At 44.7% G+C, this 13946-nt stretch carries 11 protein-coding genes, 1 tRNA gene and 1 riboswitch; of the genes, 9 read left to right on the top strand and 3 right to left on the bottom strand.

Going from position 1 to position 13946, the window contains the following annotated elements; all coding sequences use genetic code 11:
• Positions 1 to 18 precede the first annotated feature (18 nt).
• Positions 19 to 699 (top strand): phosphoribosylglycinamide formyltransferase, encoded by a 681-nt coding sequence (gene purN / locus LZ23_RS05745; RefSeq protein WP_045212379.1) that lies wholly within the window; start codon positions 19 to 21, stop codon positions 697 to 699.
• A 101-nt stretch (positions 700 to 800) separates the two neighbouring features.
• Positions 801 to 1001 (top strand): 2-hydroxymuconate tautomerase family protein, encoded by a 201-nt coding sequence (locus tag LZ23_RS05750; RefSeq protein ID WP_045212380.1) that lies wholly within the window; start codon positions 801 to 803, stop codon positions 999 to 1001.
• An 85-nt stretch (positions 1002 to 1086) separates the two neighbouring features.
• Here the strand turns inward: LZ23_RS05750 and bamJ are convergent, their stop codons facing one another.
• On the bottom strand, positions 1087 to 1821 hold the full coding sequence (gene bamJ, locus LZ23_RS05755) for a BamJ family beta-barrel-assembly machinery protein (RefSeq protein WP_045212382.1): 735 nt from the start codon (positions 1819 to 1821) through the stop codon (positions 1087 to 1089).
• A gap of 240 nt (positions 1822 to 2061) precedes the next feature.
• Here bamJ and trhA point away from each other — a divergent pair, with 240 nt between their 5' ends.
• From trhA to LZ23_RS05775, 4 genes are all read left to right on the top strand, one after another.
• A complete protein-coding gene (gene trhA / locus LZ23_RS05760) occupies positions 2062 to 2718 on the top strand; it encodes a PAQR family membrane homeostasis protein TrhA (protein ID WP_045212384.1) in 657 nt (218 codons plus the stop codon).
• 262 nt (positions 2719 to 2980) lie between these two features.
• A complete protein-coding gene (locus LZ23_RS05765; RefSeq protein ID WP_045212385.1) occupies positions 2981 to 3475 on the top strand; it encodes a rubrerythrin family protein in 495 nt (164 codons plus the stop codon).
• Between the two features lie 816 nt (positions 3476 to 4291).
• Positions 4292 to 4486: riboswitch (cobalamin riboswitch) on the top strand.
• A gap of 70 nt (positions 4487 to 4556) precedes the next feature.
• Positions 4557 to 5201 (top strand): radical SAM protein, encoded by a 645-nt coding sequence (locus tag LZ23_RS05770; RefSeq protein ID WP_045212387.1) that lies wholly within the window; start codon positions 4557 to 4559, stop codon positions 5199 to 5201.
• Positions 5202 to 5222: 21 nt separating this feature from the next.
• Positions 5223 to 7265, top strand: coding sequence for a ribonucleoside triphosphate reductase (locus LZ23_RS05775; RefSeq protein WP_045212388.1), 2043 nt, complete (start codon positions 5223 to 5225; stop codon positions 7263 to 7265).
• Between the two features lie 256 nt (positions 7266 to 7521).
• Here the strand turns inward: LZ23_RS05775 and LZ23_RS22365 are convergent, their stop codons facing one another.
• The gene (locus tag LZ23_RS22365) at positions 7522 to 8151 is read right to left on the bottom strand and encodes a class I SAM-dependent methyltransferase (protein WP_052507146.1); all 630 of its coding nucleotides are present in this window, start codon (positions 8149 to 8151) and stop codon (positions 7522 to 7524) included.
• Between the two features lie 1003 nt (positions 8152 to 9154).
• Here LZ23_RS22365 and argF point away from each other — a divergent pair.
• From argF to argH, 3 genes are all read left to right on the top strand, one after another.
• Positions 9155 to 10054, top strand: a complete 900-nt coding sequence (argF, locus tag LZ23_RS05785; RefSeq protein ID WP_045212390.1) for an ornithine carbamoyltransferase — start codon at positions 9155 to 9157, stop codon at positions 10052 to 10054.
• A gap of 1023 nt (positions 10055 to 11077) precedes the next feature.
• Entirely contained in the window at positions 11078 to 12283 is a 1206-nt protein-coding gene (locus tag LZ23_RS05790) for an argininosuccinate synthase (RefSeq protein ID WP_045212392.1), read from the top strand.
• A gap of 8 nt (positions 12284 to 12291) precedes the next feature.
• Entirely contained in the window at positions 12292 to 13698 is a 1407-nt protein-coding gene (gene argH / locus LZ23_RS05795; RefSeq protein WP_045212411.1) for an argininosuccinate lyase, read from the top strand.
• A gap of 37 nt (positions 13699 to 13735) precedes the next feature.
• On the opposite strand, the gene LZ23_RS05800 is transcribed toward argH, so the two are convergent.
• Positions 13736 to 13829: transfer RNA gene (locus tag LZ23_RS05800), tRNA-Sec, on the bottom strand.
• Positions 13830 to 13946 lie beyond the last annotated feature (117 nt).

The following is a 13946-nucleotide window of genomic DNA, read 5'->3' on the forward strand; positions in this document are numbered from 1 at the left end:
TATCATGACAGGTGAATTATGCCTTTAAATATAGCTGTATTATTATCAGGAAGCGGGTCCAACCTGCAGTCAATAATTGACAAGATCGAGCAGGGAGTCCTGGATGCCAGGATCAGGTTAGTGCTCAGTAATAAAAATGGAGTCTATGGCTTAGAGCGGGCAGAAAAACACGGTTTGCCTACAAAAGTAGTGAAGCATACAGCTTACGATTCAAGAGAAGACTTTGACGCCGCTCTTGTGCAGTTGATCAGAGAGTCAGGTGCTGAGGCAGTCATTCTTGCCGGGTTCATGCGTATTTTGACTCCTCATTTTATAAACAGTTTTCCTGATAAAATTCTTAATATCCATCCAGCTGTTCTACCCTGTTTTCCTGGAGTTAACGGCCAGCAACAGGCGGTTGACTATGGGGTTAAGATATCCGGCTGCAGTGTTCACTTTGTGGACGAAAAAATGGATCATGGACCTGTTGTCATTCAGGCTGCTGTGCCTGGTCTACACAGGGATGACGCCAAAACTCTTGGTGCCAGGATTCTGAAAATGGAACACCGTATTTTTCCCCAGGCGATTCAGTGGCTGGCTCAGGGAAGGCTTAGTATTGAAGGTAGAAAAGTGGACGTAAAAGACTGCCCGGCACCTATGGTTATCAACAGTCAGGAGGATAGCGCGCTTGTAAATCCTGGCCTTGAAAATGGGTTTTAATTGTATCTATTTACCATGCTGTGATGGCAGCCTGTACGGAAAAGTGAAAAATGTGGTGAACTGTTACTTTTAATTTACCTCAACGAAGGGGGAGGGAGCCTATGCCTTACGTAAATATCAGGATCACAAAAGAAGGGGCTACTGCAGAACAAAAAAAGAAATTGATGGAAGGGGTTACAGATCTTTTGCGTGATGTTCTGGGAAAAAATCCTAAAACCACTTTTGTAATTATTGATGAGGTGGATACAGATAATTGGGGTATAGGCGGTGAGACTGTGACAGAGCTTAGAAAAAAAGCATGAGCTTAAATAAGATTTACCTGTTTTAAAACAAGGCGCCCTGCTTTAATGCTTGAGCCTGATAAAGCAGGGCGCTGAATAAGTAAGTTTATTCAGGACTTTGGATTTCAAAAAGTTCAATTTCAAAAATCAGAGTGGAGCCTGGCCCGATAACAGGTCCGGCCTGCTGATCGCCATACGCGAGGTCTGGTGGAATGACCACTTCCCATTTGGATCCTTCAGGCATCAGCTGCAGAATCTCTGTCCACCCTGATATGACCTGATTCAGGGGAAAGGTGGCTGGTTCGCCTCTTTCCACAGAACTGTCAAATACAGTACCGTCAACTGTTCTTCCTGTATAATGCACAGTGACGATATCTGTTGCTGCCGGCCTTTCTCCATCGCCTTCAGTCAGAATACGATAAAGAATCCCTGAGTCGGTTTCCATTACATCATCCTGATCTCTATAATCGTCCATAAAGGTGGCACCAAGGTCAAGATTGTGCTGGGCCTGCTGCTGAGCTTTTTCCTGTTGAGCCTGCATGAACTCCTGCTGCAGAGCCATGAGGGCTTCAAACTGTTCTTCTTCAGTCATAAGGGGCTGCCTGTCTTCAAGAGCGTCCTGCAGTCCGCGGACAAGGATGCGGGTGTCAATGTCCATTTCACCCTGGGCAATGTTATTGCCTATATCAAGGCCGAGGGCATAGCTGGCCTTATCTTTGGATGTTTCCAGGGTGATGGGCGCTTCCTGCTGCTGTCCTGCCTGGGGTTCAGGGCTTGATTGATCGCAGGCAAAAAGAAACAGACAAAGACCTGCGAGAAATGCTGATTTTAATAATTTCATAAACTCTCCTTTATAATGTTGTTAATCTGTGCATAGATATTACTTATTCAACCGGAATGACTGTGGTGAACTCGTAAAAAAAATGCTTGCAAAAAAAACCAATACCTCCATACCGAGTAAAGCTGTTAATATTAATTCAGGTTGCCGCAACTGTCCAGCCATGAATATAGTTATCAGTTCAGACCATGGATTGACATATCAGTTCAGGGGGGCTAAATACCTGTGGTCAAGAGGTTTAATATGACAGACAGTATGCTTCCCCGTTACTCTCGAAATGAGGAAATAGCCAACAGCATAACACATGGACTGGGAATAGTCCTGTCTATTGCCGGGTTGGCAGTCTTAACTGCGTTTGCCGGGATTCTGGGCAGTGCATGGCACATTGTAAGCTGCAGCATTTACGGAGCCACCCTCATTATTCTTTACACGGCTTCAACTCTTTACCACACTGTGCAGGATCCAGCCAGGAAGCAGCTTTGCAGAATTCTTGATCACTCAGCTATTTTTATCTTAATCGCCGGAACATATACTCCCTTTACTCTTGTAAATCTGCGCGGCCCCTGGGGGTGGACTCTTTTCGGTCTGATCTGGGGGTTGGCCGTGCTGGGAATTATATTAAGCGCAGTATCGCAATGCAGAAAAACTGCCATTTCATTAGTCCTTTATGTGGGCATGGGCTGGGTAATAGTAGTTGCGGCCAAGCCATTGCTGGACTCAGTGCAACCGGGGGGCATTATCCTGCTTTTGGCCGGTGGCCTGTGCTATACTTCTGGTCTGGCTTTTTATGCATGGAAGAGATTGAAGTACCACCATGCTCTCTGGCATGTAATGGTTCTTCTCGGCAGTGTGTTTCATTTTTTTGCTGTACTTTTTTATGTTATACCCATTGCGTATTGAGGCTTATGCACCGAAGCGGGCTGTACCCGCAACGCCTATTGTGAAGGCTGAAGGTTGAAGGCTGAAGGCTGGAAGGTTAGAAGGCTGGAAGGCTGAAGGTTAGAAGGCTTAAGGCTGGAAGGCTGAAGGTTGAAGGTTGAAGAGTTCTGATTTTGGACATTATTGGTCTTGTCAGTGTTGAAAAATTTATTGTTTTTTACTAAAGGGTTGTAGTGGTAAGTTACTAAGGGTTTATTGGAAATTCATTTTAAAAGGAGCAAGTATGACCAAGACTCAGAAAAATTTAGAGGAAGCTTTTGCCGGTGAGTCCCAGGCAAACAGGCGATACCTGGCTTACGCCCGTCAGGCCGAGAAAGAAGGATTTACGCAAGTGGCAAAGTTGTTTAGAGCAGTAGCTGAAGCTGAGACAGTGCACGCCTTCACTCACTTAAAGCATTTGGGTGGAATCAAGAGCACTGCAGAAAATTTGAAAGATGCCATTGCAGGTGAAACACACGAGTTCAAGAGCATGTACCCACAGATGATAGAAGAGGCAGGTGAAGAAGGCAAAAACGCTGTTAAGAGGTCATTTGAATTTGCCAATGCCGTGGAAGAAATTCATGCAGGTCTTTACAAGGAAGCTTTGGATGGTCTGGACAATCAGCAGGATGTTGACTATCATGTTTGTTCTGTTTGCGGTTATACAGGCGCAGGCGATCCGCCTGACAAGTGTCCAGTATGCAATGCAGCCAAAAAAGCTTTTTTCATGGTAGATTAGTTTTCATCCAAAAGTTTTTTTGACATACTTTACTGTTCATTAAAAAAATGCTTGTGCAACTTCATGGATTTACTGCATTTTCCTAACCTTCTAAGTAACTGGAATCGTTTTGCTAACAAAATCAGACGGTTACAATTCTCATATTTTTACTATTTTTGCTTATGATTGATGCACATTTGCCTGAAAAATTCCGTCAAAGATGGGAACTTTGCACTTGGCACAGGGACTGTCCCTCGCTGTGTAGATTTTTTCATCAAAGCAAATTTCTTCCAGGAACCAATGCAGCATCAATCTTTTTTATAGTACCTCGCGGGGACTGTCCCAATTTCCAGAAAAGTGACAGTATCCTAAAGTTACTCGCAGGTTTGGTCCCGGGCCGCCCGGGGGAGGAGCTTACAAGTAACTACAATAGTATATGTAATAAATTCAGAGCATTACGGTTTTACTATACAGATTGCTTCGGTCGCTTAGCTTCCCTCGTGGGTGACAGGTTTTCAGCAACCACATCCTTGACACCTCATGTGTCATTGCGAGCGAGTCTTCGAGCGCGGCAATCTCTAACGTGCTAAGGCTATTACATCTTTTCTTTGTTGCTCCAGACACATTTTATTGAAGCGGCTGGAGCCGCAAGAGAAAAACGTTCCCAGGCTGGAGCCTGGGAACGAGGGGTATAAGTTACTTACAGGTTCGGTCCCGGGCCGCCCGGGTGGGGAGCTTACTAATGTCAAGAATTGCTTTGATCGTAATCGCTTGAAATTATTATTACTTTTCCTTCAACAATTAACAATTAACAATTAACAGTTAACTCTTAACTCTCATTATATTTTAGCTCAGGATGGCCGCAAGGCCTTAATAGGGAACTCCGGTGCAAGTCCGGGGCGGTCCCGCCGCTGTAAGTCCATAACAATTCTCTTTTTCGTCAATGGTCACTGCGCTGTTAATATTTTTTTCGCGTGGGAAGGCCCAAAGAGAAGGACGAGCCAGAAGACCTGTCCTGAGTCTTATCTGTAACTTAATTCCGGGGCGAGGACACTCGGAAAAAGACCTTCTGGCCCCATCATCCAGTTAGCGGGGTACTACTATGTTTGATGCTAATATTTCCGGTAAATTCTGGGACTATCTGTGCGGCTTTCAACCGGCAAGTCTTTGTGACTGGCCAGGCAAGGTGAGTGCAGTACTTTTTTTCGGGGGGTGCAATTTGCGCTGCCCTACCTGTCATAATGCTTCTTTTGCCTGGAAAAATTGTGTTTCTTCCAATATTGATCACCTTGAAGTTTTAAAGCGTGTTCAGAAAAATAAAAAATGGCTGGACGGCCTGGTGCTGACCGGGGGTGAAGTTACCATTATTCCAGGTTTTGAAGATTTGCTGCGCATACTTTCATCCATTGGACTTCCCATGAAGATTGACACCAACGGCCAGAGGCCGGATGCTGTTGAGCTGGCACTCAGGCAGTCCATGGTCAAAACAATTGCAGTTGATGTAAAAGGCCCCTGGAACAAGTATCCTCATTTATGCGGCGGTCTTGTCAGTTCTTCCGAGGCGCGTTACAGGGCTGATGAAATTTTTGGCCTGGCTCAAGGGTGTCCGGAGAGGTTCATGTTTCGCTGCACCAGGGTACCCGGTCTGACCAGTGATGACATTCAGGAGGTCAGGTCATATCTGCCTGGTGGTTTTGATCTTCACATACAGAAATATCAGGAATGTTTAGAAAATGGACTATCGTGATATTCATAAGGAAACCTAACTATGCCTAAACAAATAAGAAAAAGAGATGGAAGGCTTGAATCATGGTCTACAGATCGTATCGGTCTGGCAATCCTCAAGGCCTTAAAGGCCAGTGGTATCAAGGATCCTTTACTGGCCACCAGGCTAGCCCGCAGGGTTGAGCACAAGCTTGCAGAAATGGATGTGGCTGACCAGGAACTGGTCCAGGATATGGTGGAAATGGTGCTTATGGAGTCCAGACTTTTTGATGTGGCTAAAAAGTATATTATTTACCGTGAAAAGCGCCGTGAACTCAGATCACAGCATGAAGCTTTTCTGAACATCCGGGAAACCATAGACAACTATGTTAACAAGTCTGACTGGCGTGTTAATGAAAATGCCAATATGGGCCACTCATTTCAGGGGCTTATGCTGCATTTGTCCGGCTCGGTCCAGGCCCGGTATTCCCTTGAAAAGTATCCTGAGGAAGTACGTCTGGCTCATGAGCATGGATACTTTCATATTCATGATCTTTCTTTTGGGTTGGCTGGTTATTGTGCGGGATGGAGCCTCAGGGATCTTTTACTTGAAGGGTTTAATCTTGAAGGCAAATGTTCTTCCGGTCCAGCAAAACACTTTGACTCGGCCCTTGGTCAGATGGTGAACTTTCTGGGTACTTTGCAAAATGAATGGGCAGGAGCGCAGGCATTTAATAATGTAGATACCTATCTATCGCCTTTTATCAGGCATGACGGCCTTTCCTATCCGGAGGTCAAGCAGGCCATCCAGAAGTTTGTTTTTAACCTCAATACAACATCAAGGTGGGGAGGTCAGAGCCCTTTCACCAACCTGACTTTTGATCTTGTTCCTCCAAAACATATTGCCCGGGAAGGGGTGATTATTGGTGGTAAGATCATGGATGAAAGCTACTCCCTGTTCACGCCTGAAATGGAAATGATTAATAAAGCATTCCTCGAGGTGATGCTTGAAGGAGACTATCATGGCCGAATATTCTCCTTTCCCATTCCTACCTACAATGTAACAGCTGATTTTCCCTGGGATGGCGAGGTGGGTGGACTGTTGCTCGAGTTGACAGCCAAATACGGGGTTCCTTATTTTCAAAACTTCATTAACTCAGATCTGAGCCCTGAAGACGTGCGCTCCATGTGCTGCCGTCTGCAGATGGACCTCAGGGAACTGCGTAAAAGAACCGGAGGGCTGTTTGGTGCCGGTGATCTGACCGGTTCTATCGGAGTGGTAACATTGAACCTGCCCAAGCTGGCGTTTCTGGCACAGGGAGAGCAGGATTATCTGGACATTATTACTGAATACGCAGGATTTGCCAGAGATTCTCTTGAGTTTAAAAGAAAATTTATTACCGACAACATGGAACGAGGTCTTTTTCCATTTTCCAAAAGGTACCTGAAAAATGGATTGAAAAACCATTTCAGCACCATTGGGGTCATTGGCGGCCATGAAGCCTGCATGAATCTGCTGGGCAAAGGTATTCAAACCCAGGCAGGAACAAGGCTTATGCAAAAAGTTCTTAATCACTTAAGGGATCTGACGGTTGGTTATCAGGAACAGACAGGCAATCTTTACAACCTTGAAGCAACTCCGGCCGAGGGAACCAGCTATCGCTTAGCCAAAATAGACAAACAGCTTTACAATTCAATTTATGCTTCAGGTAACGGCGTGCCATACTATACAAACTCAACCGCTATGCCAGTGGGAGCGACCTCGGATGTTTTTGAAGCTCTGGAGCACCAGGATAAGCTTCAACCCCTTTACACAGGTGGAACGGTTTTTCATACTTTTCTGGGAGAATCTGTGGCAGATTGTGGTTCCTTGCAAAGTTTTATTGTTAAAGCCATGTCCATGACCAAACTGCCTTATATTTCCATTACCCCCACATTTTCAGTCTGCAAGAAGCATGGCTATATTGTGGGTGAACATCCTGAGTGCCCTGATTGCGGCAAAGACACTGAAGTTTATACAAGGGTGGTGGGGTATTACAGGCCGGTAAACATGTGGAATAAAGGCAAACAGGCTGAATATCAGGACCGGGTGGTATTTGGATTGTAGCAATCCGGATCAGGATATGGGGGGGCACAAGGTTCCCCCATCAGATACATATTCTCAGTGTCTAAGGCGGGCTTTGCCCGCAAGCCAATTTAAAAAAGGATCGTTAAGTTGGGGCGATAACCATAATTTTCAGTCTGAAGTCTGAAGGCTGAAGGCTGAAGACTGAAGACTGAAGAATAAGGATCTTGAATATTATTGCTCTTGTCAGGGTAATAAATTTTATTGTTTTTTTCTACAGGATTGAGGCAGTAAGTTACTAATGCTGCATTACGTTTTGAGGCTGAGTGATTATCAGTCGATGCTCACCTTTAAATACATTTTTCTTGAGCAGTTTGTCTTCACACGAAGAAAAGTTCCCCTCACTTAGCAATTTGTAAAACTCCTTTTCATAAGTCACCTTTCCAAAATCAACAGTTGTAAGAAACTTGAGCCTGGGTTTGACAAACTCCATAAGTTTGGACTTGTTTTTAAACATTGTCTGGAAGAAAACAACCTTGCCTTCAGGTTTGAGCCATTGCTTGGTTTTTTCCAGTATTTCCTTTTGTTCACTCATAAGCATGAAGCTTTGTCCGAAAAAAACATAGTCAAAGTTGATGTTATTGGGCGGGGTGAACTTCAAAACCGACTCCTGGATAACCTGAACCTGGTTTTCCAGACTATACTCACTGATAAGCTTGCGACAATGCTCCAAGTAGTGTTTGTTTATATCCAGTCCAATTATCTGAAGGTTTTTTTCTTTAATGAGTTTGTGGTTTTTCTTAATCATGACGCCATTGCCGATACCAACATCCAGGATTTGAGCTTTCTCAGGATAAAGCTGAAGACAGTTTGTATAGCACAGCTTTGACATGTCGCTGAATATTAAGTTGTAAAGATTATTGACCATGTTTTTTAACTCCGGGAATTTATTAATAAATTAGTCTGTAATGCTGAATAGAGCATGAGGTCCAAGGTCCAAGGTTAAAGGTCTTAAGCCAGATGCAAACAGTCTAAGGTCTTTCATCTGAGGCTGGTTTTGTCAGCAACCAAAACAAAATTTAACCTCCAGCTCGCCCCTGTTGAATGGCTACGCTTAGACTTAGTGTATTCAACTGAATAAAATGTCTCAGTCAAAATGCAAAGGTCACAGTCGACTTTTGCCATTTGTGTCAATCGTTATTATTATCATCATTTATCTTTTTTTGCAAATCAAACCATTCAATTGATATTTTTTTGTATTTATTTAGTAACTTAGCGCTCCTATCATGTAGCAAAAAACAATAAATTTTTGTAATAGTTTAGCCCTTTTTTAAGGAAAGCAGGGGACAGGCACTCTGGACCCAACTTGAGGATCAACCGATGATTTAAACGTCTCACTTTTGAGACAAGTGGGTCCCAGAAGAGCCAGTCCCCCTCCGGGCTGTATGCCTCCGGGCAGGAAGCCGTGCCACATGCAAATGGCTAAACTATTACAAATTTTTAAACACTGACAAGACAAATAAGGTCCGAAATCCGAATTCTTCAGCCTTCTACCTTCTACCTTCAACCTTCTACCTTCAGCCTTCAGCCTTCAGCCTTCAGCCTTCAGTCTTTTGCCTTCTACTTTCAGCCTGAAAAGTCCAGCTACAGCCACAACTTAACGATGTCTGTTTAAACTGGGTTGCGGGCACAGCCCGCATTAGATAAATATTTCTGTTACTTATGGTCGTCTTTGATGCTGCAGTGTGCCTGTCATTTGCTTCCCCTGTGCATAAGGTTTAATCAATCCCGATTTTTCAATCTTTACAAGTGATGAATCATGAGGCATAATAATTCTTTTGTCGAAAAAAATACATCATGCATCATTATAGTTGCAAAATTTTCAAGGCATTGCCAGTTATCATCAAGCTGGCACAGTCTGGGAGCAATGAATGAAAAAAGATTTTCTGACGATATTGGATCTTAAGCGTAATGAGGCCCATGAGCTTGTTAAGCGGGCTGCTGAGATGAAAAAAAACAGCCTCAGGTCAGACATCTTAAGGAGCAAGTCTTTTATACTAATATTTGAAAAGGCTTCCACCAGGACCAAAGTGTCTTTTGAAGTGGGTATAAGTCAACTTGGGGGGCATTATGTTTTCATGTCTTCTAAAGACTCGCAGCTTGGCAGAAGCGAACCTCTTGAAGATACAGCCAGGGTTCTGTCCAAATATGCAGATGGTCTGATTGTCAGAACTTATGCTCAAAATAATCTCGAGGTCCTTGCACGGCACAGCACAATTCCGGTCATTAATGCACTTTCTGATGAATATCATCCCTGTCAGGTAATGAGTGATCTTCTGACCATTTACGAAAGAACTCCCAACTTCAGTGATCTGACAGTGGCCTGGGTTGGGGATGGCAATAACATGGCTCATTCCTGGATAAATGCTGCTGTTTATTTTCCTTTTCAACTTAATGTAGCTGTTCCACGTCGCTATGAGCCCAAACAGGATATTCTGGAAAGGGCTTTACACATGGGGGCCAGAATATACGTAACTCATGATCCAGCTGAAGCGGTGCAGGGTGCACATTATGTAAATACAGATGTGTGGGCCTCCATGGGGCAGGAAAGTGAGCAGCAAAAACGAGAAAAGGCCTTCTATGGTTTTTGTGTGGATGACAAGTTGCTTTCATATGCTGATGATAATGTAAAAGTTCTTCATTGTTTGCCGGCACATCGGGGAGAGGAAATTTCAAAAGAGGTTATTGAGGGAAATCGTTCTCTGGTCTGGGATCAGGCGGAAAACAGGCTGCATATGCAAAAGGCAATCTTAGAGTGGATTGTGCAGTAGGCACTGCCCGTAAGCGTAATTTTAGTTACATAAGAGCGCTTTACCCGGGGGGACCGGGACCGAACGTGTGAGTAACTTATACCCCTCGTTCCCTGAGGCTCCAGCCTGGGGACGTTTAGTACTTGCGGCTCCAGCCGCTTCTTTGAAATGTGGCTTAAGCCACAAAAAAAGAGGTAACAGCCTCAACACGTTAGAGATTGCCGCGCTCGAAGACTCGCTCGCAATGACACCTGAACTGTCAGGGGTGTAGTTGCTCAAAACCTGTCACCCGCGAGGGAGCTTAAGAGACCGAAGCAATCTATATGGTAAAACCATAATGCACTGATTATATTGCAGATACATTTGAAGTTACTTGTAAGCTCCTCACCCGGGGGGACCGGGACCGAACCTGTGAGTAACTTTACGAGTCTGTCACTTTTCTGAAAATTGGGACAGTCCCCGCGAGGTACTATAAAACAGATTGATGCTGCATTGGTTCCTGGTAGAGATTTGTTTTAATGATAAAATTTACACAGCGAGGGACAGTCCCTGTGCCAGGCGCAAAGCTCTCATCTTTGACGGAACTTTTCTGGTAATTGAGAATCAATCATATGTAAAAATCTTAAAATTGTGAAAACTCTAACCGTCTGATTTTGTTGAGAATTTGGTTTTAGTTACTTAGAAGCGCCTCACCTGGGCGGACCAGGACCGAACCTGCGAGTAACTTTAAGACTCTGTCACTTTTCTGGAAATTGGGACAGTCCCCGCGAGGTACTATAAAAAAGATTGATTCTGCATTGGTTCCTGGAAGAAATTTGCTTTGATGAAAAAATCTACACAGCGAGGGACAGTCCCTGTACCAGGCGCAAAGCTCTCATCTTTGACGGAACTTTTCTGGCAAATGTGCATCAATCATGAGCAAAAATCGTCAAAATATGAAAACTGTAAACATCTGATTTTATTGGCAAAAACATTGTAGTTACTTGTAAGTTGTTAAGCTGATACAATCTGACTCTTTTCATCATTTATTTTGGAGAATCTGAAATGACGGATATAAAAAAAGTAGTGCTGGCCTACTCAGGAGGTTTAGATACCTCTGTGATATTGAAGTGGATTAAAAATACTTATTCATGCCAGGTTATTACCTTTACAGCAGACCTGGGTCAGGAAGAAGAGCTGGACGGTCTTGAGGAAAAGGCTCTCTCAACCGGAGCTTCCAAAGCTTATATTGAAGATTTGCAGGAAGAATTTGTCCGGGATTTTGTTTTTCCCATGTTTAGAGCCGGTGCTGTATATGAAGGACGTTATCTTCTTGGAACATCCATTGCCAGGCCGCTCATTGCCAAAAGAATGGTGGAAATAGCTGTAGCAGAAGGTGCCCAGGCCATTGCACACGGTGCTACTGGCAAAGGCAATGATCAGGTCCGTTTTGAACTGACTGCAATGGCCCTGGAACCTTCTTTAAAGACCATTGCCCCGTGGCGTGAATGGGATCTGCACTCCAGAAAAGATTTAATTGCTTTTGCCCGCGAAAATAATATTCCTGTCCCTGTAACCAAAGAAAAACCTTACAGCTCTGACCGTAATCTTTTACATCTGTCATTTGAAGGTGGTGAGCTGGAAGATCCATGGATGGAGCCGGGCCCGGGAAGTTATCATCTTGCAGTGGCGCCTGAAAATGCGCCTGATGAGCCCGAAGTTATTACCCTGGGTTTTGAAGCTGGAGATCCGGTCAGCATTGATGGACGAAAGATGACTCCTGCCAGGCTGCTCAAGCAGCTCAATTTGCTGGGAGGAAAGCATGGTATTGGTCGTCTTGACATGGTGGAAAACAGGTTTGTGGGTATGAAATCCAGAGGTGTTTATGAAACCCCGGGAGGTTCAATTCTTTTCATTGCTCACAGGGATCTCGAAGGTCTTTGTCTGGACCGTGAAAGTATGCATCTAAAAGACGAATTCATTACTAGGTATGCGGGCTTAGTTTATAATGGTTTCTGGTTTTCTCCGGAGCGCGAGGCCATGCAGGCCTTAGTGGACAAAACCCAGGAAAAGATTACTGGTGAAGTCAGGCTAAAACTTTACAAGGGGGGGGTATATCCCATAGGCAGACGTTCTGATTATTCACTTTATAATCCTGACCTGGCCACCTTTGAAGAGGATGAGGTATATGATCAGCGTGATGCAGAAGGCTTTATCCGTCTCAACGGCTTGAGGCTGATGACTCTGTCCCGGATGACCAAGAGGGGTTAGTGACTGCCTTGAAGAACAAGAATTTAAAACTTTGGGGCGGCAGATTTAAGGGCTCAACTTCTTCTATTGTGGAGGAGTTCACTCAGTCTCTGGACTATGATAGCCATCTTTATGTGCATGATATTGCGGGATCGCAGGCCCACGCAGCTATGCTGGCTGATCAGGGAGTGTTGACTGAGGAAGAAGCCCGGCAAATTAAATCAGGTCTTGATCAGGTTCGTGAAGAAATTGAAAATGGATCTTTTGTCTGGGAAAAAGCTCTCGAGGATGTTCACATGAACATTGAAAAGCGCCTGACAGAAATCATCGGACCTGCCGGTCAGAAACTGCATACAGGTCGCAGCCGAAATGATCAGGTTGCCCTTGATTTCAGACTTTATACAGCTGAGTGCCTGACTACCTGGCAAGTTGAGTTAAAATCACTAATGCAAGTTTTTCTAACCAAGGCCAAGGCCGGTCAGGATGTGCTTTTGCCAGGGTATACTCATCTGCAGCCGGCACAGCCGGTCAGTCTGGCACACCATCTGCTGGCCTATGTTCAAATGTTTAAGCGCGATTATGAGCGTGTGACAGAAATCCTGCAAAGGACAGGAATATCACCCCTTGGGGCAGCTGCTCTGGCCGGAACAACGTATCCGGTGATACCTGAGAGTATTGCGTCGCAACTTGGTTTAAAGGGCGTATTTGCCAACAGCATGGACGCGGTAAGTGATCGGGATTTTGTCTTGGAAGCGCTGTTTGCCGGATCCCTGATCATGACTCACTTAAGCAGATTCTGTGAGGAAATAATTCTCTGGTCAAACCCTGGATTCGGATTTATAAATCTTTCTGACGCATACAGTACCGGTTCTTCCATTATGCCCCAGAAAAAAAATCCTGACGTAGCTGAACTCATCAGGGGTAAAACAGGATCAGTATATGGCAGGCTCATGGCACTTCTAACCACCATGAAGGCCCTTCCCCTAACATACAATCGTGACATGCAGGAAGACAAGGCCCCTATGGTGGAAGCGCATCAGACGGTTAATTCGTGTCTGAGAGTTATGACAGGAATGATTGAGGAAATGACATTCAATGACGACTCAATGCGAGCTGCTTTGAAAAAGGGATTCCTCAACGCTACTGAAATGGCAGACTATCTGGTCCTGAAAGGCATTCCTTTCAGGGAGGCTCACCACATTACAGGCCGGGCAGTTGCTTACGCTGAACAAAAAGGCGCGGGGCTGGAAGATCTTTCCCTTGATGAGCTTCGTAGTTTTGATGCAAGCATTGGTAAGGACATTTATATGGTGCTTGACTATCATGAGGCAGTCAAAAGAAGAGGGACACCTGGTAGCACAGGCCCGGAATCAGTGTCGGCTCAGATTGACGCGGTTGAAAAGTGGCTTATGAGTGAAGGTGAAGGAGTTGTTTAGAGATATTTCTAACAGACAAGGTGAGTAAAAGCGGAGATGGCGGAAGCGTATAGGAGTCGAACCTACCGAACGGGACTAACCGTTCCACTGGATTTGAAGTCCAGGCGCCACACCGGTGACGAAACGCTTCCGTTAAAAGAAAACTTACCAGCAAGCGTGTGGTATGGCAAGATAAATTAACACTATAGCAAAAATTATACATTGGCACATTGGGGCTCGATTCCCATTGCATTTATTTTTTACGGTAG

It is taken from the genome of Desulfonatronovibrio magnus (assembly GCF_000934755.1).
Classification (GTDB): domain Bacteria; phylum Desulfobacterota; class Desulfovibrionia; order Desulfovibrionales; family Desulfonatronovibrionaceae; genus Desulfonatronovibrio; species Desulfonatronovibrio magnus.

Bases quoted from the DNA above. Each gene is read 5' to 3' on its own strand.
- LZ23_RS05790 (WP_045212392.1), top strand. From the start codon at position 11,078: ATGACGGATATAAAAAAAGTAGTGCTGGCCTACTCAGGAGGTTTAGAT.
- LZ23_RS05750 (WP_045212380.1), top strand. From the start codon at position 801: ATGCCTTACGTAAATATCAGGATCACAAAAGAAGGGGCTACTGCAGAA.
- LZ23_RS05765 (WP_045212385.1), top strand. From the start codon at position 2,981: ATGACCAAGACTCAGAAAAATTTAGAGGAAGCTTTTGCCGGTGAGTCC.
- LZ23_RS05770 (WP_045212387.1), top strand. From the start codon at position 4,557: ATGTTTGATGCTAATATTTCCGGTAAATTCTGGGACTATCTGTGCGGC.
- purN (WP_045212379.1), top strand. From the start codon at position 19: ATGCCTTTAAATATAGCTGTATTATTATCAGGAAGCGGGTCCAACCTG.
- trhA (WP_045212384.1), top strand. From the start codon at position 2,062: ATGACAGACAGTATGCTTCCCCGTTACTCTCGAAATGAGGAAATAGCC.
- argF (WP_045212390.1), top strand. From the start codon at position 9,155: ATGAAAAAAGATTTTCTGACGATATTGGATCTTAAGCGTAATGAGGCC.
- LZ23_RS22365 (WP_052507146.1), bottom strand. From the start codon at position 8,151: ATGGTCAATAATCTTTACAACTTAATATTCAGCGACATGTCAAAGCTG.
- LZ23_RS05775 (WP_045212388.1), top strand. From the start codon at position 5,223: ATGCCTAAACAAATAAGAAAAAGAGATGGAAGGCTTGAATCATGGTCT.
- bamJ (WP_045212382.1), bottom strand. From the start codon at position 1,821: ATGAAATTATTAAAATCAGCATTTCTCGCAGGTCTTTGTCTGTTTCTT.